The 23,833-nt window shown below is 64.5% G+C and carries 26 protein-coding genes; 16 read left to right on the top strand and 10 right to left on the bottom strand.

Annotated elements, in window-relative coordinates; translation table 11 throughout:
- Positions 1 to 32 precede the first annotated feature (32 nt).
- Together NMQ16_RS01575 and NMQ16_RS01570 are read left to right on the top strand one after the other, a co-directional pair.
- The gene (locus tag NMQ16_RS01575; protein ID WP_257078725.1) at positions 33 to 863 is read left to right on the top strand and encodes an EAL domain-containing protein; all 831 of its coding nucleotides are present in this window, start codon (positions 33 to 35) and stop codon (positions 861 to 863) included.
- Positions 860 to 1,771, top strand: a complete 912-nt coding sequence (locus NMQ16_RS01570) for a sensor domain-containing diguanylate cyclase (RefSeq protein WP_257078724.1) — start codon at positions 860 to 862, stop codon at positions 1,769 to 1,771. Before NMQ16_RS01575 ends, NMQ16_RS01570 begins: the two co-directional genes overlap by 4 nt.
- Positions 1,772 to 1,786: 15 nt before the next feature.
- Here NMQ16_RS01570 and NMQ16_RS01565 read toward each other — a convergent pair whose 3' ends face one another.
- From NMQ16_RS01565 to NMQ16_RS01540, 6 genes are all read right to left on the bottom strand, one after another.
- A complete protein-coding gene (locus NMQ16_RS01565; RefSeq protein ID WP_257078723.1) occupies positions 1,787 to 3,094 on the bottom strand; it encodes a diguanylate cyclase domain-containing protein in 1,308 nt (435 codons plus the stop codon).
- Between the two features lie 87 nt (positions 3,095 to 3,181).
- A complete protein-coding gene (locus NMQ16_RS01560; protein ID WP_257078722.1) occupies positions 3,182 to 3,760 on the bottom strand; it encodes a hypothetical protein in 579 nt (192 codons plus the stop codon).
- Positions 3,757 to 4,926: a M48 family metallopeptidase gene (locus NMQ16_RS01555; RefSeq protein WP_257078721.1), complete on the bottom strand. Its 1,170-nt coding sequence runs from the start codon at positions 4,924 to 4,926 to the stop codon at positions 3,757 to 3,759. Before NMQ16_RS01555 ends, NMQ16_RS01560 begins: the two co-directional genes overlap by 4 nt.
- A gap of 1 nt (position 4,927) precedes the next feature.
- Positions 4,928 to 5,653: a hypothetical protein gene (locus NMQ16_RS01550; protein WP_257078720.1), complete on the bottom strand. Its 726-nt coding sequence runs from the start codon at positions 5,651 to 5,653 to the stop codon at positions 4,928 to 4,930.
- Positions 5,654 to 5,727: 74 nt separating this feature from the next.
- A complete protein-coding gene (locus NMQ16_RS01545) occupies positions 5,728 to 6,174 on the bottom strand; it encodes a DUF4864 domain-containing protein (RefSeq protein WP_257078719.1) in 447 nt (148 codons plus the stop codon).
- 128 nt (positions 6,175 to 6,302) lie between these two features.
- Complete coding sequence (locus NMQ16_RS01540; protein WP_257078718.1) at positions 6,303 to 7,235, bottom strand: exopolyphosphatase; 933 nt, start codon at positions 7,233 to 7,235, stop codon at positions 6,303 to 6,305.
- Positions 7,236 to 7,406: 171 nt separating this feature from the next.
- Here NMQ16_RS01540 and ttcA point away from each other — a divergent pair, with 171 nt between their 5' ends.
- Positions 7,407 to 8,357 carry a tRNA 2-thiocytidine(32) synthetase TtcA gene (ttcA, locus tag NMQ16_RS01535; protein ID WP_257078717.1) on the top strand — a complete coding sequence of 317 codons (951 nt, stop codon included), beginning with the start codon at positions 7,407 to 7,409 and terminating at the stop codon, positions 8,355 to 8,357.
- A 43-nt stretch (positions 8,358 to 8,400) separates the two neighbouring features.
- The gene (locus tag NMQ16_RS01530) at positions 8,401 to 8,871 is read left to right on the top strand and encodes a low molecular weight protein-tyrosine-phosphatase (RefSeq protein WP_257078716.1); all 471 of its coding nucleotides are present in this window, start codon (positions 8,401 to 8,403) and stop codon (positions 8,869 to 8,871) included.
- A 43-nt stretch (positions 8,872 to 8,914) separates the two neighbouring features.
- Here NMQ16_RS01530 and NMQ16_RS01525 read toward each other — a convergent pair whose 3' ends face one another.
- On the bottom strand, positions 8,915 to 9,430 hold the full coding sequence (locus NMQ16_RS01525) for an SRPBCC family protein (protein ID WP_257078715.1): 516 nt from the start codon (positions 9,428 to 9,430) through the stop codon (positions 8,915 to 8,917).
- 158 nt (positions 9,431 to 9,588) lie between these two features.
- Positions 9,589 to 12,513 (bottom strand): Rne/Rng family ribonuclease, encoded by a 2,925-nt coding sequence (locus tag NMQ16_RS01520; protein WP_257078714.1) that lies wholly within the window; start codon positions 12,511 to 12,513, stop codon positions 9,589 to 9,591.
- Between the two features lie 378 nt (positions 12,514 to 12,891).
- On the opposite strand from NMQ16_RS01520, the gene NMQ16_RS01515 reads away from it, so the two are divergent.
- The 4 genes from NMQ16_RS01515 to NMQ16_RS01500 are packed head-to-tail and all read left to right on the top strand — an operon-like array spanning position 12,892 to position 15,868.
- A complete protein-coding gene (locus NMQ16_RS01515; RefSeq protein ID WP_257078713.1) occupies positions 12,892 to 13,890 on the top strand; it encodes an RluA family pseudouridine synthase in 999 nt (332 codons plus the stop codon).
- Between the two features lie 7 nt (positions 13,891 to 13,897).
- Positions 13,898 to 14,554: an HAD family hydrolase gene (locus tag NMQ16_RS01510; protein ID WP_257078712.1), complete on the top strand. Its 657-nt coding sequence runs from the start codon at positions 13,898 to 13,900 to the stop codon at positions 14,552 to 14,554.
- A complete protein-coding gene (locus tag NMQ16_RS01505; RefSeq protein ID WP_257078711.1) occupies positions 14,542 to 14,880 on the top strand; it encodes a Rieske 2Fe-2S domain-containing protein in 339 nt (112 codons plus the stop codon). The genes NMQ16_RS01510 and NMQ16_RS01505 overlap by 13 nt, the downstream gene beginning before the upstream one ends.
- 22 nt (positions 14,881 to 14,902) lie before the next feature.
- Positions 14,903 to 15,868, top strand: a complete 966-nt coding sequence (locus NMQ16_RS01500) for a S49 family peptidase (RefSeq protein WP_257078710.1) — start codon at positions 14,903 to 14,905, stop codon at positions 15,866 to 15,868.
- Positions 15,869 to 15,892: 24 nt separating this feature from the next.
- Here NMQ16_RS01500 and NMQ16_RS01495 read toward each other — a convergent pair whose 3' ends face one another.
- Both NMQ16_RS01495 and NMQ16_RS01490 read right to left on the bottom strand, forming a co-directional pair.
- Positions 15,893 to 16,621 carry an SAM-dependent methyltransferase gene (locus NMQ16_RS01495; RefSeq protein WP_257078709.1) on the bottom strand — a complete coding sequence of 243 codons (729 nt, stop codon included), beginning with the start codon at positions 16,619 to 16,621 and terminating at the stop codon, positions 15,893 to 15,895.
- Positions 16,618 to 17,208: a nucleoside triphosphate pyrophosphatase gene (locus NMQ16_RS01490; RefSeq protein WP_306441604.1), complete on the bottom strand. Its 591-nt coding sequence runs from the start codon at positions 17,206 to 17,208 to the stop codon at positions 16,618 to 16,620. The genes NMQ16_RS01495 and NMQ16_RS01490 overlap by 4 nt, the downstream gene beginning before the upstream one ends.
- A 159-nt stretch (positions 17,209 to 17,367) precedes the next feature.
- Here NMQ16_RS01490 and NMQ16_RS01485 point away from each other — a divergent pair, with 159 nt between their 5' ends.
- From NMQ16_RS01485 to fabF, 8 genes are all read left to right on the top strand, one after another.
- Positions 17,368 to 17,907, top strand: coding sequence for a DUF177 domain-containing protein (locus tag NMQ16_RS01485; protein ID WP_257078708.1), 540 nt, complete (start codon positions 17,368 to 17,370; stop codon positions 17,905 to 17,907).
- Between the two features lie 157 nt (positions 17,908 to 18,064).
- Positions 18,065 to 18,244, top strand: coding sequence for a 50S ribosomal protein L32 (rpmF, locus tag NMQ16_RS01480; RefSeq protein ID WP_019917801.1), 180 nt, complete (start codon positions 18,065 to 18,067; stop codon positions 18,242 to 18,244).
- Between the two features lie 76 nt (positions 18,245 to 18,320).
- On the top strand, positions 18,321 to 19,334 hold the full coding sequence (gene plsX, locus NMQ16_RS01475) for a phosphate acyltransferase PlsX (RefSeq protein ID WP_069040174.1): 1,014 nt from the start codon (positions 18,321 to 18,323) through the stop codon (positions 19,332 to 19,334).
- Positions 19,331 to 20,293 (top strand): beta-ketoacyl-ACP synthase III, encoded by a 963-nt coding sequence (locus tag NMQ16_RS01470; RefSeq protein ID WP_257078707.1) that lies wholly within the window; start codon positions 19,331 to 19,333, stop codon positions 20,291 to 20,293. Before plsX ends, NMQ16_RS01470 begins: the two co-directional genes overlap by 4 nt.
- Before the next feature lie 13 nt (positions 20,294 to 20,306).
- Positions 20,307 to 21,245 (top strand): ACP S-malonyltransferase, encoded by a 939-nt coding sequence (gene fabD, locus NMQ16_RS01465; RefSeq protein ID WP_257078706.1) that lies wholly within the window; start codon positions 20,307 to 20,309, stop codon positions 21,243 to 21,245.
- On the top strand, positions 21,242 to 21,991 hold the full coding sequence (gene fabG / locus NMQ16_RS01460; RefSeq protein WP_373457195.1) for a 3-oxoacyl-ACP reductase FabG: 750 nt from the start codon (positions 21,242 to 21,244) through the stop codon (positions 21,989 to 21,991). The genes fabD and fabG overlap by 4 nt, the downstream gene beginning before the upstream one ends.
- 132 nt (positions 21,992 to 22,123) lie before the next feature.
- Complete coding sequence (acpP, locus tag NMQ16_RS01455) at positions 22,124 to 22,369, top strand: acyl carrier protein (protein ID WP_069040177.1); 246 nt, start codon at positions 22,124 to 22,126, stop codon at positions 22,367 to 22,369.
- Between the two features lie 23 nt (positions 22,370 to 22,392).
- Positions 22,393 to 23,631, top strand: a complete 1,239-nt coding sequence (gene fabF, locus NMQ16_RS01450; protein ID WP_257078704.1) for a beta-ketoacyl-ACP synthase II — start codon at positions 22,393 to 22,395, stop codon at positions 23,629 to 23,631.
- The last annotated feature ends 202 nt before the right edge of the window (positions 23,632 to 23,833 follow it).

The raw sequence follows: 23,833 nt of genomic DNA, 5'->3' as shown, positions 1-23,833 counted from the left end.
AACAGGTCTGAATCCGCAACCATCGACTGACCATGACCCTTTCACTTCCGGTCCGGCAGGAAGGCGCCGGCTGCGAGGGCTGCCGCACGCCTGCTGAACATTCCTTCAGTATCGCCTTCGCCTATCAGCCGATCGTGGATGTACGTGATCGCAGCATCTTCGCGCACGAGGCGCTGGTCCGCGGTCAGGCTGGCGAAGGTGCGGCGTCGGTGCTCGACAAGGTGGATGACAGGAACCGCTACTGGTTTGACCAGATCTGCCGCCGCAAGGCGATCGAAGGCGCAGCGCGCCTTGGCGTGTCCGAACTGCTGTCGATCAATTTTCTGCCCAATGCGATCTATCGGCCCGAAGTGTGCATCCGGGCGACGCTCGACGCGGCGCGCGACTTCAACTTTCCGGTCGAACAGATACTGTTCGAAGCAACCGAAGGCGAGCGGGTCGGCGATGCGCGCTGGCTGAGCGAGATCTTCACTGAGTACCAGCGCTTCGGATTCAAGACCGCGATCGATGATTTCGGGGCCGGCTATTCAGGGCTTAACCTGCTTGCACTGTTCCAGCCGGACTACATCAAGATCGACATGGAACTGATCCGCAACATCGACCAGCGCCGCGCCAGCCGCGCCATCGTGCGGGGCGTGTTGCGCACCTGCGAGGAACTGGGCATCACGGTCATCGCCGAAGGCGTTGAAACCGCGGCGGAGCGCGATGTGCTGATCGATTCAGGTGTGCGGCTGATGCAGGGCTGGTTGTTCGCGAAGGCGGCTTTCGATTCGATTGCCATCGTGGACCCGCTCGCCTGGCCCGATCCGTCACGCGTCCGGCCCCCGCGCAGGCGTGCGTCCGATCACCTCCCGCCTTCATGAACCGCTCAGTCGCCAGACCCGCCGCTGCGCCGGCCGCGCTCGACCCGGGCGGCTTGTTCGAGCATGCTGCAGCCGGCATCGCGTGGTTCGATGCCGACGATGTGCTGCGCTATGCGAACCGCTGGTTCGAGTCGAGCTACAACGTCCGTGCGGCGGACCACCCGAGGTGGGAAGACATGATGCGCAACTGCCACGCGACGCGGCAGGGCGTGCTGATCAATACGGACGACATCGAGGGCTGGCTGGCCGCAGTGCAGTTGCGCCGGCGAAGCCGGCCGACACGCAGCTTCGAATCCGATCTGACCGACGGGCGCTGGGTGTGGGTGGTCGAAACCATTGACGCGGGCGGTGGCGTGCTGACGCTGGCCAGCGACATTTCGGACCTGAAACAGCGCGAAGTCGTGCTGCAGCAGAACTACGACCACGCACTGCATGTATCCCAGCGCGACGCGCTGACCGGCCTGTACAACAGGCGTTACGCGTTCGAACATCTGCAGGCGGCGGTCGCGGCATCGCTCACCGGGAACACGATGCTTATTCTGGTCATGATCGATATCGATCATTTCAAGGCCTGCAATGACCTGTACGGTCACGATGTCGGCGACCAGGTGCTGCGCGACTTCGCCGAGCGCCTGCGCAGCGGCATCCGCGCCAGCGATGTGGCGGCACGCATCGGTGGTGAGGAATTCCTGCTGATCATGCCCGATATGCCCATTTCGGGCGTCGCCATGCTGTTGACCCGGCTGCAGGCACCTGAATCCACGTCAACGATGCTTCCGGCATACACCTTTCCCGCGGGTGTGACGGCGGTGCGGCCCGACGACTGTCCTGAGGCCTTGTTCCGGCGCACCGACAGGGCGCTCTACACGGCGAAGAACCGCGGTCGCAACCGCTACGTCATCGTCTGACCAATACGGCGCGTACTAGTACTCGCCTGCCGTTCCTGCCCAGCGACAGTCGTCGCCGCTGTGCTTGGCGCGATACATCGCCTGATCGGCGGCTTCCAGCAGGGCGAGCGCATCTTCGCCGTGATCCGGATAGACCGCGATGCCGATGCTGGGCAACACCGTGAGGTGACGACCGCCGAGCGTAACGGGCTGGCCGAGCGCGCTGCGAATCTTGAGAGCGACCACGTGGGCGTCTTCCGGCTGCGGAATGCCGGGCAGCAGCACGACGAATTCGTCGCCGCCAACGCGCGCCACCGTATCGGCATCGCGCACACAGCGCTTGAGCCGCTGCGCAGTTTCCTGCAGCAGCTGATCGCCCGTCGCGTGTCCCAGCGTGTCGTTCACTTCCTTGAACCGGTCGAGATCAAGATAGAGCAGGCCAACGTGAGCGTGCTCGCGGCGCGCGGCCGACAGCGCGGTGTCGAGGCGGTCGCGCAGCAGCGCGCGGTTGGGCAGGCCGGTCAGTTCATCGAACTGGGCCATGCGCTTGAGCTGTGCCAGCAACTGCATGCGTTCGATGGCGGTCGCCACCTGGGTAGATACAAAGTGCAGCAGCGCCATGTCGCGGTCGGTGTAGCCGGCCTCGCCCGGCATGCTCTTGAGCACCAGCGCACCGGTCGTACGCTGCTCGGTCTTCAGCGGCACGGCCAGCCAGCAGCAGGCGTCGGGTGTGGCGGCCGTACGCAGCTGCGACTGCCCGGTCCGCACCACTTCGCTGCACAGCGCATGCGGCGGAGCCGCTTGATGTTCGTCGAGACTGCAGGGAAAGCTGAGCACGCCGTCGCTATCGATGGTGGCGACGAAGAAGTTGTTGGCCGGCACCAGGCTGTCGATGATCAGTCGGATCCGCGCGCACAACGCCGGCAGGTCGCTTGCTGCGTGCGCTGCTTCGGACAGCGCATACAGCGCGGCCTGGGTGGCGTCGGCACGCTTGCGCTCCGTGATGTCGCGCGCAACCGCAATGCGAAGCCGGTCGGATTCCCACCAGCGGGCCGACCACAGGATATGCACGCGCCGGCCGTCCTTGCGCACATAGCTGTTCTCGAAATTCAGCATGTGCTCGCCCGCCATGATGTCGGCGGCCGCCTGCAGCGTGCGCGCGCGATCTTCGGGTGCCACCAGATCAATCATCGCACGGCCGACCATTTCCTCCGGCGTGTAGCCGAATATGCGTTCGCAGGACGCGCTGACGAACACGAAGCAGCCGTGTTCATCAACGACGCATATGGCGTCGGGGAGCAGGTCGAGGAAGGCCCGTTTGGCGAGTATCGGCGGTAATGGCATGTCCCGGAAAATACTACGCATGTCCGGCCCGGCGGGTGAATTTTGATTGCGCGCGGTGGCGTCGCCCGTCTGACGCTCACCGAGCGATCAACGCTGCGGCACGACGCGCAGGCTGTCCATCAGGCGCTCTGCCCCCGGGCGGCCCCGATCAAAATAGCGACCGCGCGGCGCGTGGAAAAGCATCAGGTAAAGTCGGTCGCTGACGACGGCACCACGGCCGACACCCGCGCGTTCCACCTCTTCGCTGCGCGCCGTGTAGAGATACTCGAAGCGGAAACCGGGACTGTCCGACACCGTGTCGGGCGCCAGCGACTGCAACTGGAACTGGCCACCATTGCCGGCCAGCATGGTTTCCACCAGACCCACCATGTCTTCCGGCGACATGCTGCTGCGGAACAGCGGTGGTTTGGCGTTGCGCGGCGCGAGGTCGTCCAGCGCCACACCATCGGCCACACCGCTGAAGAACGTCAGCAGATCGATCGGCACACCGTGCTGGGTCCACATTTCGCGATGTCTTGAACCGTAGGGCGTGTAGTGGTTCCAGTCACCGCCGGCCTGCACTTCCATGCTGCCGCGCACCAGTACCGGGGCCGATTCGACCCGCTTGAACTGGCCGCCGCAGCCGGTCAGCAGAAGGGTGAGGCAAAGCAGACAGCGCAGTTTCATGGTACGGAGGTCTCGATATAGCTGCGGATCATCGGCGCATCGGGTGCGTCGGGCCGAAGTTCAAGGTAATTCCGGAACGCGTTGCGCGCACCGTCGGCATCGTTGCGGCTGCGCAGTATCTGGCCACGCAATCGCACGGCTTCCGCCGGCAGCTCGGGCAGACCGTCGGCCTCGCCAAGCGCGGCGAGCGCCCGATCGAGATCGTCATCTCGCGCGCGCGTACGCAGTGCTTCGGCCCGCGCATACAGCAGCTGTCCGTCGCGTCCGTGGTGCGTCATCAGGCGGTCGAACAGGCGCAGGGAACTGTCCGGCACCCGCCGGCGCAACTCGTCCTGCAGCATCTGCAGCCGCAGCGGCGCGATGTGTGCACGGTAGCGTTCGGCGTGCACCTCGCCGGGCGCGCCGTCGCTGGTGAGTGCCATCGCAGCCGCCTTCAGCGTGTCGCGACGTTCGTCGGCGGACGGATGGGTGGCGAACAGCAGCGTGCCGCCGCCGTCTTCGCCGGCGTTTTCCTCGATCAACTGCGCCCAGACACTGGCCGCTTCGCCGGCGTCGTAACCGGCTCGATGCATCAGTTCCAGCCCTATCGCATCCGCTTCGCGCTCGTGGTCGCGCGAAAACGAATAGACACTGGCCAGCACACCCAGCTGCGCCACCTGACCGATGCTGCCGGCACCGGCCGCCCCGAGCGCAAGACCCAGGAACTGTGCGAAACCGGACTTGGCGCGCGCGTCGCGCAGACGCTCCAGGCTGTGCCGCTTGAGATAGTGACCGACCTCGTGCGCGAGCACAGCCGCCAGCTGCGCTTCGTTGGCGGCGCGCAGCAGCAGGCCGCTCCATACCTGCATCATGCCGTTGGGTGCCATGCTGGCATTGAAGAAGGGCGTGCGCACCAGATAGACCCGCATGTCGGGACAGTGATCGCCTGCGAGCCGGCAGGCGATGTCGGACACATAGCGCTGCAGCGCGTCGTCGCCGAGCAGGAAGCGCGAGCGGCGCAGCCGTTCCTCCTCGCGGTCCATCAGCGCCCACAGGCCACCTTCGTCGCTCGCCAGATCCGGCCGCGCAAAGCGCGGTGTGCCGCTGGGGCCGGCTGCGATGCGGCCGGGCCAGAGCGTCAGCAGGCCGCCGCCGCAGCCGCCGCAGAGCAGGTCACGACGTCGCATGTCAGCGCGGAAACTTGTCGAGCAGGGCGCTGATCGACTCTTCCGCAGGTTCGGCTTCGCGCAGGTCGCCGGTGCCGCGCAGCAGGCGGTTGAACCACACGATGTCGCCGCTCCGGAGATCGACCAGCGAGGCGTAGCCGGTCTGGATGCCGCCCGGCATGGCCACGCCCAGCATGGCAGCCAGCACGATGGCCGCCTTGCGTTCGGCGGTGGCGTAACTGTCGCGGATGTAGAGGAAGAGGGCGTAGTCGGCGCCGCTGGCGTCGCGCAGACGCGCGGTGTCTGCGCCGATATGCCAATCAAGGCGCTTTTCCTTGGTCGGCAACGCATAGGGCACGATGTAGTGATGCAGTGCGATCGCCGTGGCGACCGTACCGTGCAGGTGATTCAGCGCGACCGCGTCATCGTCGCTCAGGTCGGCTTCGTGCAGGGTGACGCCCAGCGATGCTTCACGACGCCGGACCGAATCACGCAGATGCTTCGTGGCCTGATCGGTCCATTGCGCCTGCGGCTCGGCGACGCCACCGGCGCCAACCGAAAACAACTCGACGTCGAGTGGCATCAGCACGATGCGCGCACTGTCCGGCAGACGCCCGAATTCAGGCGCCGTGGCCGCCTGCGACCAGGCGGGCCGGGCGCCCAGCAGGCACAGCAGGACAATGACAAATACCGTGAAAAAAACCGACAGTAAAGCGGGCGGAACGGAGCGAACTGAAAAACGCGACATCACGACATGCCGGAAGCGAAGAGCGGAGCCGCGATTCTATGCGAAAAAAATGTGCCAGCGCCGGTCCCGTCGATTCAGATTGCGCTGCCGCCACCCGGCACGACGCGACAGCCCATGATGCGCCAGCTGCCATCTTCCACACGTCCCATGCGGTAGATCGCGACCCACAGTACGCCGTCGGCATCGGACATTTCGACCGCCTGGAACACTTCGTCGTCCTCCAGCTCCGGTTCGAGAAAGCCGACCGAACGCGGCCGGTACACGACCGGATAGCTCTTGCGAACCATTTCAAGGAAACCTTCCGGCGCCGGGAAGCGCTTGCGGATATCCGGGAAGGCGTAGGACAGGGCGCGCGGCCCGTCGTCGGCTGCGAAGGCCGCCAGTTGCGCCTCGATAACGGCGCGCACCGCTTTCGCCTCGGCCGCATCGAATTTGCCCGTGCCGCCCGCCTGCGCGGGCAGTGAAAGCATCAGCAGGACGACGAACAGGACATGCGTCAGACGGTGGGACAGGCGCTTCATGGTGGACTCCGGAGCGGGCGACGCGATCGGGTGGGTGATTCAGCTACTACGTGCAGCGGCCTCCGGCGGATGCATCCGTCCGGGTCCACCGCGCCCGATGATCAGCCTAGCCCAGCCAGGCGCCGCTGTCAGCCGTCGGCGTTGATGCGCGCGATCAGCGCGCGCAGCGTGTTGTCGGCTTGCGCATTGTCGACCTGGCAGGTGCCGGCAGCCAGGTGGCCGCCGCCGCCGTAGGTCAGCATCAGTTCGCCGACATTGGTGCGGCTGGACCGGTCGAGGATGGATTTGCCGGTGGCGAACACCGTGTTCTGCTTCTGCACGCCCCACATGATGTGGATGGATATGTTGGTGTCCGGGAACAGCGCGTAGATCATGAAGCGGTTGGTGGCCCAGATCGTTTCCTCGTTGCGCAGGTCGAGCACGGCGAGATTGCCGTGCTGGCGGGTGCAGCGCAGGATCTGCGCCTTCGCCTTTTCGGCCTGGTCGAAGTAAAGCTCGACGCGTTCCTGCACGTCGGGCAGTTGCAGGATGTCGGTGATCGTATGGTTCCGGCAGTACTGGATCAGATCCATCATCAGCGCGTAATTGCTGATGCGGAAATCGCGGAAGCGGCCCAGCCCGGTGCGGGCGTCCATCAGGTAGTTCAGCAGCACCCAGCCTTTCGGGTCGAGAATCTCGTCGCGCGAAAACTGCGCCGCATCGGCCTTGTCCACGGCCTCCATCATGTCCATCGCGATGGTCGGGAACGCCGTCGGGCCGCCGTAGTAGTCGTACACGACGCGCGCAGCGGACGGCGCATCGGCGTGAATGATGTGATTGGATCGCTCGCCGGTGTTGCGCAGCGTTTCCGACAGGTGATGATCGAACGCGAGGTGGGCACCGGCCACATAGGGCAGGTTGGTCGTGATGTCGCGGTCGGTGATGTCGATCTTTCCGTCCTGCATGTCCTTCGGGTGTACGAACTTGATTTCGTCGATCAGGTCCAGCTCGTTCAGCAGTACGGCGCAGACCAGTCCGTCAAAATCGCTGCGGGTGACAAGGCGGAATTTCTGTGTGCTCATGGGGGAGTCTCCGGTGCGGGATCAGGTTTCGATACCGAGCTTCTACGGCGCCCTTTGACGGGTCTTGAACGCGGTCAGCCGGGCCCGCACGATATAATCTGCGCCAGTTCCGGCGACATCGGGTTGCCGGACGGCACGCCTCGGCGTGCCAGACCGGCAGTCGGGGTGTCCATGTCGCAAGTTCTTTCCGCTGTGCCGCCGTCACCAGACGCGGCGCCGCCGTCCAGCACCTTCCTCAAGTTCCGCAAGCGGCTCGAACGCGCGACCGGGCAGGCGATCGCCGATTATTCGATGATCGAGGACGGCGACGTGATCATGGTGTGCATGTCCGGCGGCAAGGATTCATACACGATGCTGGAACTGCTGCGCGGCCTGCAGCAGCGCGCGCCAGTGCGCTTCCGCCTGATCGCGTTCAATCTCGACCAGAAACAGCCGGGCTTTCCGGACCACATCCTTCCGGCCTATTTCGAATCGATCGGCGTCGAGTACCGGATCGAAACCGAAGACACCTACAGCATCGTCAAGGACAAGATTCCCGAGGGCAAGACGACCTGCGGTCTGTGCTCGCGACTGCGCCGCGGCATCATCTACCGCGTCGCAGGCGAGATGGGCGCGACCAAGATTGCGCTCGGCCACCACCGCGACGACCTGCTGGAAACACTGTTCCTGAACATGTTCTTCGGCGGCAAGATCAAGTCGATGCCGCCCAAGCTGGTCAGCGACGACGGTCGTCACATCGTCATCCGGCCGCTGGCCTACTGCACCGAGCGCGACATCGAGCGCTTTGCTCGCGTGATGGCCTACCCGATCATTCCGTGCAACCTCTGCGGCTCGCAGGAGAACGCGCAGCGCAAGCAGGTAAAGGCGATGCTGCAGGAGTGGGCGCGGGTCTACCCCGGGCGCATCGAATCGATGGCGACCGCGATGCGCAATGTCGTACCTTCGCATCTGGCCGATTCGAAGCTGTTCGATTTCGCCGGCCTGCAGCCGGGCACCGACGTAGGCGAGGGCGACACCGCCTTCGACCCTGTCGACCTGCCGGCGCGCAGCTGGGTAGACGACGAAGCGGTCGGCGGCATTCCTGTCAGGCTGGATATTGCGGCGAGCGGCGGCTGTGCTTGAGCGCTGGCTGCGGCGCAGCCCTGAGGGCCCGGACACTGCCGAAGTGCGCATCCTGTTCTGCTGCATGGGCAATATCTGTCGCTCGCCGACGGCCGAGGGCGTCGTGCGGGCGCGGCTCGAAAGTGCGGGGCTCGCGGATCGTGTCGAACTGGATTCCGCCGGCACCCATGCGAATCATGTCGGCAGCCGCACCGACCCGCGCGCACAAGCGGCGGCGGCAGCGCGCGGTGTCGACCTGTCGCGCATCCGTGCCCGGCGTGTCACCGAGGAGGATTTCGTCCGCTACGACCGCATCTACGCGATGGACCGCGACAATCTGCGCAATCTGCAGCGCAACTGCCCCGAGGCCGTGCAGCACAAGCTCGCACTGTTCCTGCAGCACGCAGAATCCTTCGACGAGGACGAAGTACCCGACCCCTACTACGGCGGGCCGGCCGGCTTCGAACGCGTGCTCGACCTGATCGAGGATGCGGCCGACGGATTGATCCGTGATCTGGCGCAGCAACTGAAATGAAAACGGGCGGCCGAAGCCGCCCGCATCGCCATGCCTGACAGTCTTACTTGTCCAGCAGCGCCTTCAGGTTCGTCAGACCGTCCGTATAGACCTTCCTGATCGTGCTGGTTGCCGTGTCATCGTCCTTGCCGGCAGCCGGGTAGTCTCCCTGGTCGACGCGGAAAAACACCGAACGCCATTCCACTTCGCTTCCGCCATCGGCAGCCGGCTTCACCGTCAGCCAGGACTTGTACTTGGTGACCGGAAGCGCACCGCCGTCCTGTGCGGTGTAGATCAGGCTGCGCTCTTCATCGGAAATCTTTTCCAGCTTTTCGATCACTTCACCGCCGCCCTTCACCTTGAGCGTGCGCACAGAACCCACTTCGCTGCCGGCGGTGGCGGTACTGCTCTCGATGGCCGGATGCCAGGCCTGCAACTGGGTGAAGTCCTTCACCTTGGCCCACACCACGTCCGGGCTGGCCTTCAGCAGGATGGTTTCGTTGGCCTTGAGTCGCGACGGGCCGTGGGCGAACACCAGCGTGCTGGCGATCAGGGCAATCAGTGCAGCAAGGAAACGCATGTGAATCTCTCCTCTGTGAATGTTGTAAAGGCGACGAGTGTCGGTGATAACGGTTTGCATGACCCGGGAAAACCGCCCCGGCAACGCGTTGCAGGCGCCATGAAAAGGGCCCGGTTTGCACCGGGCCCCATTCCTTGCGGACGATTTGACGCGCGAAATTACTCGCCGCGCGTTTCCACCTGTTGCATCGGCTCGTTGGCGATCACCGGAGCCTGGCGACGCCGACGCCCCAGCAGGACCGGTTCGGGCTCGATCGGCGCCTGACCTGCGCTGCTGCCGGGCTGTGTTTCGACCATGACGAGGCCGCTGGCATCAAGCGAGGTCTGCAGGTCAACCGGCGCGGCCACGGGGGCCGGCGCAACCTGGGTTGGTGACGAACCCATGCTTTCCATGGCACGCACCAGCGTTGATTCGGCGCTGTCGGTCACCACCGGCGGCGCAGCACGCACAACCGGCACATCGGCCACGGCCGGTGTGTCGATGACCGGTGCAGCCTGAACGGGCTCGGGGCTGATCTGCTCCACCGCATCCGCTTCGGCAACCGTCATCACGGCCGGGGCCGGGACTTCGGCCTGCACCGGCGCCTCGACCTGCACGGGCACTTCCTCGATCACCGCAACCACCGGTTCGGCACTGACCACGATGTCGACCGGTGCATCCTGCGCGGCAGCCGGCTCGGACACGGGTGCTTCGACGACGGGCTCGGTGGCCGCCAGCGCCAGCGGTGCCTGCGCCTCCGTCAGATCGACCGGTGCTTCGTTGGCAGCGGTCGTCACGCCCTCGATCTCTCCCTCGACGGCGGCGACATCACCGATGGCACCGGCTTCAGCGCCTTCGGGACGGCGTTCTCCACGTTCGCGGCGACCACCGCGGCGGCGGCGGCTGCGCGGTGCTGCACCCTCGACGCCATCAGTGGGGACGCCGTTTTCCGGCTGTGTCGAATCGGCTCCCAGCGGCAGATCGACCTGCTGCTGCTCGCGCGCATCGTTGGCGGCCCGCTCACGCTGGGCGCGCGGTTCACGCGGCTCGCGCGGTTCGCGCGGCGGCTTCGGCTCGCGCGGGGCGCGTTCGGCCTGGGCGACGTTGCTGTCCTGATCCTGCGTGCGCGGCTCACGGGGCTTGCGCTGACCCTCACTGCGGCTGCCTTCCGGACGTGCTTCTCCGCGACCGTCGCTGCGGCCCTCTGCGCGATTCGACGGCTCGCGACCTTCGCGCGGTTCGCGGCCCTCACGACCTTCCCGTCGGCCGCGGCTGCGGCCGCCCGAATCGCCGGAGCGCGGACTGCGCTCGCGATTTCCGGCCGGCTTCGGCTCGGCTACCGGCACTGCGACGGGCGCAGGCGCCGGATCGGCACCGCGGAACCACGACGCGATCATGCCGAACAGGCCACGCGGTGCGGCTGCCGGTGGCGCAACAGGCGCAGCGGCGACCGGCGCGGTCGGTACCGGGTCGGCCACCATCGGCGCCGGCTGGTCCGGCGTGAGGTGCTTGATCGCCGCTTCCATGCGCTTCGGGCGTTCGTCGGCCGGAATGGTCGACGGCGGCTGATAGCTTTCGGCCAGCGGATTCACGGCCATCTGGTAGGACGGTGCGACGATGCCTTCGAGATTCAGCTGGTCGTGGCGCAGACGGATGATTTCGTGCGCCGGCGTTTCGAGGTGCTTGTTCGGGATCAACACGATGTTGACCTTGTGACGCAGCTCGATGGCGTTGATGTCGGCGCGCTTTTCGTTCAGCAGGAAGGTGGCGACATCGACCGGGACCTGGGTATGCACGGCGCCGGTGTTTTCCTTCATCGCCTCTTCTTCGAGGATGCGCAGGATGTGCAGTGCGGCGGATTCGGTGGACCGGATGTGGCCGGTGCCGCTGCAGCGCGGGCAAGGGATGTAGCTGGTTTCGGCCAGCGCCGGACGCAGCCGCTGGCGTGACAGTTCGAGCAGGCCGAAGCGGCTGATCTTGCCCATCTGTACGCGGGCGCGGTCGTGATGCAGCGCGTCGCGCAGACGGGTTTCCACCTCGCGCTGGGCGCGCGGGTTTTCCATGTCGATGAAGTCGATGACGATCAGGCCGCCCAGATCGCGCAGGCGCAGCTGGCGGGCGATTTCGTCGGCCGCTTCGCAGTTGGTGCGCAGTGCGGTTTCTTCGATGTCGCTGCCCTTGGTCGAGCGGCCGGAGTTCACGTCCACCGCCACCAGCGCTTCGGTGTGGTCGATCACGATGGCACCGCCCGACGGCAGGGTGACCTGGCGCGAGTAGGCGGATTCGATCTGGTGCTCGATCTGGAAGCGCGAGAACAGCGGCACGTCGTCGCGGTAGCGCTTCACGCGCGCCACGTTGCCGGGCATCACGTGTTCCATGAAGGTGTAGGCCTGGTCGTACACCTCGTCGGTGTCGATCAGGATTTCGCCGATGTCGGGCTGGAAGTAATCGCGGATCGCGCGAATCACGAGACTGCCTTCCTGGTAGATCAGGAAGGCGCCGGTCTGCGATTGCGCTGCGCCTTCGATCGCGGTCCACAACTGCAGCAGGTAGTTCAGGTCCCACTGCAGCTCTTCGGCGTTGCGGCCGATGCCGGCGGTGCGAGCGATCAGGCTCATGCCGGCGGGCACTTCGAGCTGATCCATCGTTTCGCGCAGCTCGGCGCGATCGTCACCCTCGACCCGGCGCGACACGCCGCCGCCACGCGGATTGTTCGGCATCAGCACCAGGTAGCGGCCAGCCAGCGAAATGAAGGTGGTCAGCGCGGCGCCCTTGCTGCCGCGTTCATCCTTGTCGATCTGGACGATCAGTTCCTGGCCGACGTGCAGCGCGTCTTGGATGCGGGCACGGCCTGGCTCCAGATCAGCCTTGAAATAGACCTTGGAGACTTCCTTGAACGGCAGGAAGCCATGGCGATCCGCACCATAGTCAACGAAGCAGGCTTCGAGACTGGGTTCGATCCGGGTGATGACCGCCTTGTATATATTGCTTTTTCGCTGTTCCTTGCTGGATGACTCGATGTCGAGGTCTACAAGTTTCTGTCCATCAACAATCGCAACGCGCAGTTCTTCTGCCTGCGTCGCGTTGAAGAGCATTCGTTTCATCAACTTCTCCCGCGCGCACCGCACACGGGCAGGACAAACCGCTCGTCAAATGAATAACGTCTATCGTTTCGGCGGCAATCGGGTTCTATCTCGATGAGGACGGGACGGGGACGTGGAGGGGTTTGCCAACTCTCAATGCAGCCGCGGTCTCGCAGCTGCCTGGGGGATTCTGCCTGTACGGTACTCGCGCTACTCAGTACACTCGCTACTTGGGGTGAGCGGGATTAACCCGTGATCCGGTTTTCGTCTGTCCAAGAAAGACCGCATGAAGCACTTCACCGAACACATTGTTACCGGCGTCCACCACTTCGGGCTGGATGTGCTCCGGACTGCGCCTAACTCGCAATCAGACCGAAAACGCAACGCAGTATATTTGAAATGAAGGAGTTGGGTAAAGCTCCGAAAGTAGTGCGGCATGTCGTGGACATCGAGGAAGCGGGCCAGCGCATCGACAATTTCCTGATCCGCATCTGCAAGGGCGTACCGAAAAGTCACGTCTATCGCGTGCTGCGTTCGGGCGAAGTGCGGGTCAACAGCAAGCGGGTCGATCAGACCTACCGTCTGGCGGAAAGTGACGAGGTGCGTATCCCGCCGATGCGTCTGGCCGAGCCGGGCGCACCCGCGCCGGTGCCGTCGCGCGATTTCGACATCCTCTACGAAGACGATGCCTTCCTTGCGCTGAACAAGCCGGCAGGCATGGCAGTGCACGGCGGCAGTGGCGTCAGTTTCGGTGTCATCGAGAGCCTGCGCCGTGCCCGACCTGAGGCACGGCTGCTCGAACTGGCGCACCGGCTGGATCGCGAGACGTCCGGCATCCTGCTGATCGCGAAGAAGCGGTCGGCGCTCACGGCGCTGCACGATGCGTTCCGCGATGGCGGCATGGAAAAGCACTATTTCGCCCTGGTCAGCGGACGCTGGATGAATCCGCAGCAGCACATCAAGCTCGCACTGACCAAATACCTGACCGAATCCGGCGAGCGTAGGGTGTCGGTGGACAGCGAAGGCAAGGCGGCCCACTCCATCGTCCGGCTCGAAGTGCGCTGGCCGGGCTACAGCCTGCTCGACGTCAGGATCAAGACCGGTCGTACGCACCAGATACGCGTACACCTGTCGGCCAGTGGCTTTCCCATCGTCGGCGACGAAAAGTACGGTGATTTCGCCCTGAACAAGGCCTTGCGCAAGGAAGGCCTGCCGCGCATGTTCCTGCATGCCCACAGTCTGGCGCTCAAACATCCGCTGACCGGCGACCCGGTGGAACTTGCGGCGCCACTGCCGGCCGATCTGGCCGGCTTCGTTCGCCGCATCGATCAGCAGCAGATGCGCGAATTCGAACGGAAAGACGCCGATCCGACTCAACAGACCGAAAACCCCGACTGACATCCTCATGCCCGCACAGTTTGACCTCATCGTTTTCGACTGGGACGGCACGCTGCTCGATTCCGCCGCCGCCATCGTCCACGCCATACAGCGTGCCTGCGAAGATCTCGGGCTGGATATGCCGGACGACCGCACCGCGCGTTCGGTGATCGGGCTCGGCCTGGTCGACGCACTTGCCCGAGTGGTGCCCGAATTGCCGTCGTCGCGCCACCAGGAACTGGCGGGGCGCTACCGCCATCACTACCTTTCTCGCGACCATGAATTGACGCTGTTCGATGGCGTGCCCGCGCTGCTGGACGGTCTGGGTATGCGCGGACATACCCTGGCGGTCGCCACCGGCAAGAGCCGGGCGGGGCTGGACCGTGCGCTCGGACACACCGGACTGGGCAGCCGGTTTGCCGCGACGCGCTGCGCCGACGAATCGGTATCCAAGCCGGCGCCGGACATGGTGCTCGAGCTGATGGATGAACTGTCCTTCGATCCGGCGCGTACGCTGGTGATCGGCGACACGACGCACGACCTGCTGATGGCGCGGCACGCCGGTTGCGAGTCGGTTGCGGTGACCTATGGTGCTCATCCGCTGCACGAACTGCTGGCGGTGCGTCCGAAGGCACATTGTGCGAGCGTCGATGAACTGACGGCGTGGCTGGCATGTCACGCATAGCGGTGTGCGAGTCGGCCGAACTGGTCGATGGCGGGCCCGGCGTGCGCTTCGAGGTCGAGCAGCGCGGCAAGGCCGTAGCCGCATTCGCGGTCAGATTTCGCGGGCAGGTGCATGGCTACATCAATCGCTGCGCCCATGTGCCGATAGAGCTTGACTGGAATCACGGCGAGTTCTTCGACGACACAAAGTTATACTTGATGTGTTCCACTCACGGCGCGATCTATGCACCTGAATCCGGGCACTGCGTCGGCGGACCCTGTCGCGGCAGCCGTCTCGAGCCGGTAACGCTGGAAGAATCTGGCGGAATGATATGGCGACCCGCGTAAATATCTGTTTTATTGGCTAAAAATGTCCGAACCGGAAAAGCAGCGTGACCCCAGTGCAGAACCTGTCTGGGAACGAAAACTGATCGAGCGTCTGGCGCTTGAATCGGTGGTCGAGCAGCGGCGCAAGCGTCGCTGGGGGATCTTCTTCAAGCTGGTCGGCTTCGCCTACCTGGGCGTGCTGCTTTTCGCCCTGGTCGACTGGAGTTCCCTTTTCAGTCAGGCGGAACACCGCAAGCACACCGCGCTGGTCGAACTGAGCGGGGTCATCGCACCCGGGGCCGAAGCCAGCGCCGAGAGCGTGATGGCATCGCTGCAGTCGGCATTCGAGGACAAGAACACCCAGGGTGTCATCCTGCGCATCAACAGCCCGGGCGGCAGCCCGGTGCAGAGCGGCATCATCAACGACGAAATGAATCGCCTGCGGGCCATGTACCCGAATGTGCCGCTGTATGCGGTGGTCGAGGACATCTGCGCCTCCGGCGGCTACTACGTTGCCGTTGCGGCTGACCGTATCTATGTAGACAAGGCGAGCATCGTCGGCTCCATCGGCGTGCTGATGGAAGGCTTCGGCTTTACCGGTCTGATGGACAAGCTCGGCGTCGAGCGTCGCCTGCTGACCGCGGGCGAGAACAAGGGCTTCCTCGATCCGTTTTCGCCACAGGACGAAGGGCATCGCGTGCACGCCCGGGAACTGCTCGGCGACGTGCATCAGCAGTTCATCGATGTCGTGCGCAAGGGACGCGGCGATCGGTTGAAGGAATCGCCGGACATGTTCTCCGGCCTGATGTGGAGCGGTACCCGCAGCATCGAACTCGGGCTTGCGGATGATCTTGGCAGCGTTGAATTTGTCGCGCGCGAGGTCGTCAAGGCGGCAGACATCGTCGATTTCACGCAGCGGCAGAATCTGGCGGAACGTTTCGCCAAGCAGTTCGGCGCCGATGTCGGGGAAAGTGTAGCGGGCGCCTTTTCGCGCATCGGTCTGCGCTGAGGTTCGCGGCGACCGGTCAGCGGGTCAAGCGCCGGCCAGCATCAGGAACAGGGTGGGGCGGCGGTCGATGCGCGCCACATCTGCCGTCTTCCACTGCGCCACCGTGAGTGTGCGTACGTATTGATCAGGTGCCGTCAACGCGCTGGCGATGCACAGCAAGGTGTCGCCGCGACAATGCGCGCGCAGGGTTTCGAACATTTTCAGGTTGCGGTAGGGCGTTTCAATGAACAGCTGGGTCTGGCGCAGTTGCGCCGACGTCTTTTCGAGGGCGGTCAGCGCCCGCGCCCGCTCTGCATCATCCACCGGCAGATAGCCGTGAAACGCAAACGACTGGCCGTTCAACCCTGAGGCCATCAGTCCGAGAAGGATGGACGACGGGCCGACCAGCGGCACCACTTCGATACCCATGGCGTGTGCGGCGCGTGCCGCCAGTGCGCCCGGGTCGGCGACGCCCGGACAGCCGGCATCCGAAATGACACCCGCGCTGCGTCCCGCGCGTACCGGTTCAAGCAGCGCACGCAGCGGAGCGCCACCGCGCTCGGGTGGCAATTCGACGATGTCCAGCTCGCGCAGCGGCGTCGGGTGCTCGAGTCGCTTCAAGGTCGCCCGCGCCGATTTGGCGCTTTCGACCAGAAAGTAGTCGAGGCGGTGCGCGCACTCGCGCACTGCAGCAGGTGTATCGGCGTGCCACAAGGCGCGGCTGTCGAGTGCGCTGGGCAACATGTAGAGCACACCCTGCGGCGGTGCGTTCATGGCAGCGGATATCCGAGGCGGCGCAGCATGCGGCTCAACTCGATCAGCGGGAGGCCGACCAGCGCGGTCGGATCGTCTCCGCTGAGTCTTTCCAGCAGCGCGATGCCCAAGGATTCGGATTTTGCGGCGCCGGCACAGTCGACCGGGTCATCAAGATCGACATAGCGTTCGATTTCCGTTTCCGACAGCGTCCGGAAGACGACGTCCGTCGGGACGACCGCTTCATGCAGCGTTCCACTGCGCGGGTCGATGACGCAGAGCGCAGTGTCGAAGGTCACTTTTGCGCCGCTCAGTTCGAGCAACTGGGCGATCGCCGCATCGCGCGTACCGGGCTTGCCGTAGCGACGGGTGCCGCTCCAGGCGACCTGGTCGGAGCCGATGATGCAGCTGTCCGGATGGCGGAGGGCGATCGCCTGTGCCTTGCGGCGCGCAAGCCGGATCGCCTGCGCACGCGGCGTTTCATCACCGAGGCAGGATTCGTCGATGTCCGGCGAGGCCGTCGTGAAGGGCAGGCGCAGGCGTTCCAGCAATTCGCGTCGATAGCGCGAGGAGGAACCCAGAACAAGCGGGGGCAGGATGTCGGACATGGGCGGGGCGGGTCGGCGCGTTGTTGCGGAACGCTTTGACAGTATTGCGTGCCGGATAGTATCATTTTGGGTTTGATTCTTCGCCCGGATGCGCCCTGCGAGCCCACCGACAGGTGGTTTGCCTCAAAGCAGGGTGCGGTAAAGGTACCGGTGACTGGCATGGAAGAAAGCGACCGTCAGCAGGCACCCGGGAAGGGTGGCGGCATGCCTCGGCAGCTTGACGCAATTCAGTTTGCACGGACGTCCGGTGTCCTCGATGGCAGTACGGATGTTGCATTGCTTGAACGTGTAGCGCAGGAGTGCTCGGCGGTTCCGGCGCGGATAGACTGGTCGATTGCCGGGCAGGTTGATGCCGAAGGTGCGTGCTGGCTTGAGCTGGCACTTGCCGGATCATTGATGTTGCAATGCCAGCGTTGCCTCGAAGATGTCGCAGTGGGTGTGCGCAGCCGTTCGCGCTTCCGACTTGTTCAGGCGGGTGAAGAGTGGGGCGATCAGGACCTCGATGACGACACTTACGAGGCGCTGGAGCTGGAAGGTTTGCTGGACGTGCGAACGCTGATCGAGGACGAAGTCTTGCTGTCGCTGCCCGCCATCGCGCTGCATGATCAGTGCAGCCCGCCCGGAGCGGGCGCTGATGCCGATGCCGCCAAGCCCTCGCCGTTCGCCGAGTTGGGCAGATTGAAGCAGGGAAAGCAGTAAAAGTCGTAGGTGCCGGCGCTCGATGGCACCGGTGGTGTGCAACAAGCAGGGTCGGCGCGCATGCGAACCCCGACCGTTCGGCAGCCGCCGACCGGCCGGGAAAGCAGCGGCGATCCATCACGTTTTATTCATCCGGTTCGCCGGTAGGAGTGGTTCCATGGCAGTCCAGCAAAACAAGAAGTCCCCGTCGAAGCGCGGCATGCATCGCGCGCACGATTTCCTGACGGCACCGGCAACGGCAGTCGAATCGACGACCGGCGAGGTGCACCTGCGCCACCACATTTCCCCGAGCGGTTTCTACCGCGGCAAGAAGGTGCTCAAGACCAAGGGCGAGTGATCCCCTGTTCCGACTTTCCGGCACACAGCCCGATGTCGGCAAGTTTCGGCCATCGTGACTGGACTGGATGCATCGCATGAGCTACACCCTCGCCATTGATTGCATGGGCGGGGACCACGGCCCGTCGGTCACCGTGCCGGCGGCCGTTTCCTACATCCGGCGTGATCCCGCCTGCAGCGTGCTGCTGGTCGGGCTGCAGGACGTTCTGAACGCGGAGTTGAAACGCCTGGGGGCTGAGAACGAACCCAGGCTTTCTGTCGTGCACGCCACCGAAGTGATCGGCATGGACGAGCCGCCGGCGCAAGCGATGCGCGGCAAGAAGGATTCGTCGATGCGGGTCGCGATAGACCTGGTCAAGTCCGGGCGCGTGCAGGCCGCCGTCTCCGCCGGCAATACCGGCGCGCTGATGGCGATTGCGAAGTTCGTTCTGAAAACGCTTCCCGGCATAGACCGTCCTGCGATCGCGTCCATTCTCCCGACGATGAAGGGACATACCTATGTCCTTGATCTGGGTGCCAACGTCGATTGCACGTCCGAGCACCTTTTCCAGTTCGGGCTGATGGGCGCCATGCTGGTGTCGGCACTCGAGTCGCGTGAGCGGCCCAGCGTCGGCCTGCTCAACATCGGCGAAGAGGCCATAAAGGGCAACGATGCGGTCAAGGGCGCGGCCGAGTTGTTGCGCGCCAGCGATCTGAATTTCTATGGCAACGTGGAAGGCAACGACATCTACAAGGGCACGACGGACGTCGTTGTGTGCGATGGCTTTGTCGGCAACGTGGCGCTGAAGACGTCGGAAGGTCTGGCGCAGATGATTGCGACCTTCCTGCGCGAGGAATTCAGTCGGGGACCGTTGCGCAAGCTCATGTATCTGGCTGCCCGGCCGGTGATCCAGGCGTTCCGCAACCGGGTTGATCATCGTCGTTACAATGGCGCCACGTTGCTCGGACTGCGTGGCGTCGTCGTCAAGAGTCATGGGTCGAGCGATGCCTACGGATTCGAAGAGGCGGTGGCGCGTGCGGCGGATGCCGTGCGCAACGATCTGATCGCCCGCATTACCCTTTGCATGACACGTACCGAGGTGGCTGCATGACCTTCTGCCGTATCACCGGCACCGGCTCGTATCTGCCGGGATCGCCGGTGTCCAACGACGATCTCGTTGCGCGTGGCATCGAGACGTCGGACGAATGGATTGCCGAACGCACCGGCATCCGGCGCCGCCACTTTGCCGCCGACGACGAAAAATCCAGCGATCTTGCACTGCATGCCTGTCGCCGGGCGCTCGAGGCGGCGGGTCGTCTGGCGCAGGACATCGACCTGATCATCGTCGCGACCTCGACGCCGGATCAGGTCTTTCCGAGTACTGCCTGCCTGCTGCAGAACCGACTCGAGAACCGCACCGCAGTTGCTTTCGACGTCCAGGCCGTCTGCGCAGGATTCGTCTACGCGCTGACGATTGCCGAAAAATTCATCCGCTCCGGCTCGCACAAGTGCGCTCTGGTGGTGGGTTCGGAAGTCTTTTCGCGCATTCTGAACTGGGACGACCGCGGTACCTGCGTGCTGTTCGGCGACGGCGCCGGCGCGGTTGTGCTCGAGGCATCGGACGAGCCGGGCATCCTGTCGTCGGTGCTGCATGCCGATGGCCACTACCACGACATCCTGTCGGTGCCGGGGACGGTGTGCGGCGGCAAGGTGTCCGGTACGCCTCTGCTGCAGATGGATGGACAGGCCGTGTTCAAGTTTGCAGTACGCGTGCTCGGGGACACGGCAATCGAGCTGATGGACGCAGCGAAACTGCCGATGACTGCCCTCGACTGGCTGGTGCCGCACCAGGCGAACGTGCGCATTCTGCAATCCACCGCGCGCCGGCTCGATCTGCCGATGGACAAGGTGGTGGTCACCGTTGCCGACCACGGCAACACCTCGGCCGCGTCGGTTCCGCTCGCGCTCGATCTGGCGGTGCGCGACGGTCGCATCCGGCGTGGTCAGCTCGTGATGCTGGAAGGCGTCGGCGGTGGTTTCACCTGGGGCGGCGCGCTGCTTCGCTTCTGAAGGTCTTTCGAACATGCAGAAACTCGCATTCGTATTTCCCGGGCAGGGTTCGCAGTCGGTCGGCATGATGGCCGCCTACGGCGACGACCCCGTGCTCCGACTCACTTTCGACGAGGCGTCCGCCGCGCTGGGCGAAGATCTGTGGTCGATGGTGTGCGAAGGTCCGGCGGAACGCCTTGCGCTCACGACCAACACCCAGCCCTTGATGCTGACCGCCGGCGTTGCCGTGTATCGCAGCTGGATGGCACGTACCGGTCGTCGTCCCGACATGGTTGCGGGCCACAGTCTGGGCGAATATGCCGCGCTGGTGGCGGCCGGAGTGCTTGAGCTGGCTGACGCGGTGCCGCTGGTCCGTCTGCGCGCTCAGGCGATGCAGGACGCCGTGCCGGCAGGAACCGGCGCCATGGCCGCTGTACTCGGACTGGACGCAGCGGCGGTACAGGCCTGCTGCGACGATGCCGCGCAGGGGCAGATCGTCAGCGCCGTGAATTTCAATTCGCCTGAGCAGACAGTGATTGCGGGTCATGCCGAGGCGGTGACGCGCGCCATGGCGCTGCTGTCGGAGCGTGGAGCCAAGCGCACCGTGGCGCTTCCCGTCAGCGCGCCATTCCATTGCGCCCTGATGCAGCCGGCTGCAGCACGCCTTGCCGAAGCGCTGCCGGAGGTGGTGTTCGCCCGCCCGGCGATCACCCTGATCAACAACGTCGACGTTGCTTCGCCTGATGACCCTGATGCCATCCGCGATGCACTGGTGCGTCAGGCTGCTGCGCCGGTGCGCTGGGTCGAGGTCATCCAGCGCATGGCCGAGCTCGGCGCAGTCACCGTGGCGGAATGCGGGCCGGGCAAGGTGCTTGCCGGACTGACCAAGCGCATCAACCGCGAACTCACCGGTGTGGCGCTGGCTGACGCGGCGTCGCTGGAACAGCTGGCACAACAGATCGGAGCACGATGATGGGCGTACTTGACGGACAGATAGCGCTGGTCACCGGAGCCAGCCGCGGCATCGGTCGCGCGATCGCGCTGGCACTCGGCGCCGCAGGTGCAACCGTGATCGGTACGGCCACCACCGAAGCCGGTGCGGCAGGGATCCAGCAGGCGCTTGATGGTGCCGGCATCAAGGGGCGCGGCATCGTGCTCGACGTCACCCGCAGCGAGGACATCGCTACCGCGATGTCCGGTATCGAACAGGCGTTCGGTGCCGTCACGGTGCTCGTCAACAACGCCGGCATCACGCGCGACAACCTCGCGATGCGGATGAAGGACGACGAATGGCAGGCCGTCATCGACACCAATCTGAAAGCGGTATTCACGATGTCGCGCGCCGTGATGCGCGGCATGATGAAGGCACGCAATGGCCGCATCATCAACATCACGTCAGTGGTGGGCGAAACCGGCAATCCCGGTCAAGCCAATTACGCCGCTGCCAAGGCCGGCGTGGCCGGTATGAGCATGGCGCTGGCACGCGAGCTGGGTTCGCGCAACATAACCGTCAATTGCGTGGCGCCTGGCTTCATCGCGACCGACATGACCCATGCACTGGGCGATACGGCACGCGATGCCCTGCTTGGGCAGATACCGCTCGGCCGCTTGGGTACGACGGATGAAGTCGCGGGCGCCGTCGTGTTTCTCGCTTCACCGCAGGCCGCTTACGTGACCGGCAGCACACTGCACGTCAACGGCGGCATGTTCATGCATTGACGCCAACGCGGTCGGCGGTGTTGCCGGCCGGTCGTTGCCGGCGAAGCGGGGCAGGCTTTCTGTTACACTCGCGCCACTTTTTTTAGTGCCCTGACGGACTCGTCAGGGCTTACACAGGGAAGGAGTTTCGCAATGGAAAACATCGAACAACGCGTCAAGAAGATCGTCGCCGAACAACTTGGCGTGAACGAAGCCGAAATCAAGAACGAATCGTCGTTCGTCGATGATCTGGGCGCCGATTCGCTCGATACGGTCGAACTGGTGATGGCCCTCGAAGAAGAATTCGAGTGCGAAATCCCGGACGAAGAAGCGGAAAAGATCACTTCGGTGCAGCAGGCCATCGACTACGTGAATGGCCATCTCGCCGGCAAGGCCTGATCGTTCATCGGACGGAGCACGTTTTGGCACGTAAAAGAATTGTCGTGACCGGCTTGGGAATCATTTCCCCGGTCGGCAACACCGTAGGGCAAGCCTGGGAGAACATCCTGGCAGCAAAGTCCGGCATCAGGCGCATCACGCGCTTCGATCCGTCCGCACTGCCGGTACAGATCGCAGGTGAAGTTCGCGATTTCGACGTCGCCAACTATCTGTCCCCGAAGGAAGCGCGTCGCTTCGACACCTTCATCCATTACGGCATCGCTGCCTCGATGGATGCGATCCGCGACGCCGGGCTGACGGCATCACCCGACAACGCCGAACGTATCGGCGTATGCGTGGGTTCGGGCATCGGCGGCCTGCCGATGATCGAGGAAACGCACAACGTCATGCTGGCAGGCGGGGCGCGCAAGGTGTCGCCGTTTTTTGTGCCGGGTTCGATCATCAACATGATCTCCGGCATCATTTCGATCAACTACGGTTTCAAGGGCCCGAACTTTGCAACCGTCAGCGCCTGTGCGACCGCCAACCATTCCATCGGTGAAGCCATGCGCATCATCGAGTATGGCGATGCGGACGTGATGATTGCCGGTGGCGCCGAATCGACCATCTGCCCGCTCGGCGTCGCAGGTTTCGCGGCGGCCAAGGCCTTGTCGGGTCGCAACGACGACCCCGAAGCCGCCAGCCGGCCGTGGGACACCGGACGCGACGGTTTTGTGCTCGGCGAAGGTGCCGGGGTGCTCGTGCTTGAGGAATACGAGCATGCAAGGGCGCGCGGTGCGCGTATCTATTGCGAACTCGCCGGTTACGGCATGAGCGCGGACGCCCACCACATCACGGCACCGCGCGAGGACGGTGAAGGCGCATCGCGCAGCATGCACAATTCGCTGCGCAACGCCGGCATCGAAGTCGACGGCATCGATTACATCAACGCTCATGGCACCTCGACGCCGCTCGGCGATATTGCCGAGACGGTAGCCGTGAAGCGCTGCTTCGGCGAGCACGCGAAGAAGCTGTGCGTCAGTTCGACCAAGTCGATGACCGGTCATGCGCTCGGCGCAGCGGCCGGCATCGAGGCGGTGGTGACGGTGCTGGCGCTGCATCACCAGATTGCGCCGCCCACCGCGAACCTGCGGGATCAGGATCCGCTGTGCGATCTCGATTATGTGCCGCTGGTGCCGCGCGACTTGCGCATCCGCGCTGCGATGTCGAACGCGTTCGGCTTCGGCGGGACCAACGCCACGCTGGTGTTCAGGCAGCTGTAGGGCCATCGTTGTGGGCAACGACGGTCCAGCCGCTTTTGCCCGCATCGAACTTCAGGGGTCGCGTTGCTGCAACGCGGCCCTTTTCGTTTGCGCCGTTGCGCTGATCGTGTCGGTTTTGCTGCAGCCAGCGCATGCACCGGTCGCCGCAGCTGCACTCGCGCTGACCTTGTTCGCGCGTCGGCGCGCCGCCTGGACAGTCATC

It is taken from the genome of Methyloversatilis sp. XJ19-49 (assembly GCF_024580145.1).
GTDB lineage: Bacteria > Pseudomonadota > Gammaproteobacteria > Burkholderiales > Rhodocyclaceae > Methyloversatilis.
This window is presented reverse-complemented; position numbering and strand designations above follow the sequence as displayed.

Excerpts from the sequence above, each read along its gene's own strand:
- NMQ16_RS01510 (WP_257078712.1), top strand. The coding sequence starts at position 13,898 with ATGCCCGCACAGTTTGACCTCATCGTTTTCGACTGGGACGGCACGCTG.
- NMQ16_RS01540 (WP_257078718.1), bottom strand. The coding sequence starts at position 7,235 with ATGAGCACACAGAAATTCCGCCTTGTCACCCGCAGCGATTTTGACGGA.
- NMQ16_RS01545 (WP_257078719.1), bottom strand. The coding sequence starts at position 6,174 with ATGAAGCGCCTGTCCCACCGTCTGACGCATGTCCTGTTCGTCGTCCTG.
- NMQ16_RS01520 (WP_257078714.1), bottom strand. The coding sequence starts at position 12,513 with ATGAAACGAATGCTCTTCAACGCGACGCAGGCAGAAGAACTGCGCGTT.
- plsX (WP_069040174.1), top strand. The coding sequence starts at position 18,321 with ATGAGCTACACCCTCGCCATTGATTGCATGGGCGGGGACCACGGCCCG.
- NMQ16_RS01490 (WP_306441604.1), bottom strand. The coding sequence starts at position 17,208 with ATGTCCGACATCCTGCCCCCGCTTGTTCTGGGTTCCTCCTCGCGCTAT.
- NMQ16_RS01495 (WP_257078709.1), bottom strand. The coding sequence starts at position 16,621 with ATGAACGCACCGCCGCAGGGTGTGCTCTACATGTTGCCCAGCGCACTC.
- NMQ16_RS01560 (WP_257078722.1), bottom strand. The coding sequence starts at position 3,760 with ATGAAACTGCGCTGTCTGCTTTGCCTCACCCTTCTGCTGACCGGCTGC.
- NMQ16_RS01500 (WP_257078710.1), top strand. The coding sequence starts at position 14,903 with ATGTCCGAACCGGAAAAGCAGCGTGACCCCAGTGCAGAACCTGTCTGG.
- NMQ16_RS01570 (WP_257078724.1), top strand. The coding sequence starts at position 860 with ATGAACCGCTCAGTCGCCAGACCCGCCGCTGCGCCGGCCGCGCTCGAC.
- ttcA (WP_257078717.1), top strand. The coding sequence starts at position 7,407 with ATGTCGCAAGTTCTTTCCGCTGTGCCGCCGTCACCAGACGCGGCGCCG.
- NMQ16_RS01515 (WP_257078713.1), top strand. The coding sequence starts at position 12,892 with ATGAAGGAGTTGGGTAAAGCTCCGAAAGTAGTGCGGCATGTCGTGGAC.
- NMQ16_RS01525 (WP_257078715.1), bottom strand. The coding sequence starts at position 9,430 with ATGCGTTTCCTTGCTGCACTGATTGCCCTGATCGCCAGCACGCTGGTG.
- fabD (WP_257078706.1), top strand. The coding sequence starts at position 20,307 with ATGCAGAAACTCGCATTCGTATTTCCCGGGCAGGGTTCGCAGTCGGTC.
- NMQ16_RS01470 (WP_257078707.1), top strand. The coding sequence starts at position 19,331 with ATGACCTTCTGCCGTATCACCGGCACCGGCTCGTATCTGCCGGGATCG.
- NMQ16_RS01565 (WP_257078723.1), bottom strand. The coding sequence starts at position 3,094 with ATGCCATTACCGCCGATACTCGCCAAACGGGCCTTCCTCGACCTGCTC.
- NMQ16_RS01575 (WP_257078725.1), top strand. The coding sequence starts at position 33 with ATGACCCTTTCACTTCCGGTCCGGCAGGAAGGCGCCGGCTGCGAGGGC.
- acpP (WP_069040177.1), top strand. The coding sequence starts at position 22,124 with ATGGAAAACATCGAACAACGCGTCAAGAAGATCGTCGCCGAACAACTT.
- rpmF (WP_019917801.1), top strand. The coding sequence starts at position 18,065 with ATGGCAGTCCAGCAAAACAAGAAGTCCCCGTCGAAGCGCGGCATGCAT.
- NMQ16_RS01505 (WP_257078711.1), top strand. The coding sequence starts at position 14,542 with ATGTCACGCATAGCGGTGTGCGAGTCGGCCGAACTGGTCGATGGCGGG.
- NMQ16_RS01555 (WP_257078721.1), bottom strand. The coding sequence starts at position 4,926 with ATGCGACGTCGTGACCTGCTCTGCGGCGGCTGCGGCGGCGGCCTGCTG.
- NMQ16_RS01485 (WP_257078708.1), top strand. The coding sequence starts at position 17,368 with ATGGAAGAAAGCGACCGTCAGCAGGCACCCGGGAAGGGTGGCGGCATG.
- fabG (WP_373457195.1), top strand. The coding sequence starts at position 21,242 with ATGATGGGCGTACTTGACGGACAGATAGCGCTGGTCACCGGAGCCAGC.
- NMQ16_RS01550 (WP_257078720.1), bottom strand. The coding sequence starts at position 5,653 with ATGTCGCGTTTTTCAGTTCGCTCCGTTCCGCCCGCTTTACTGTCGGTT.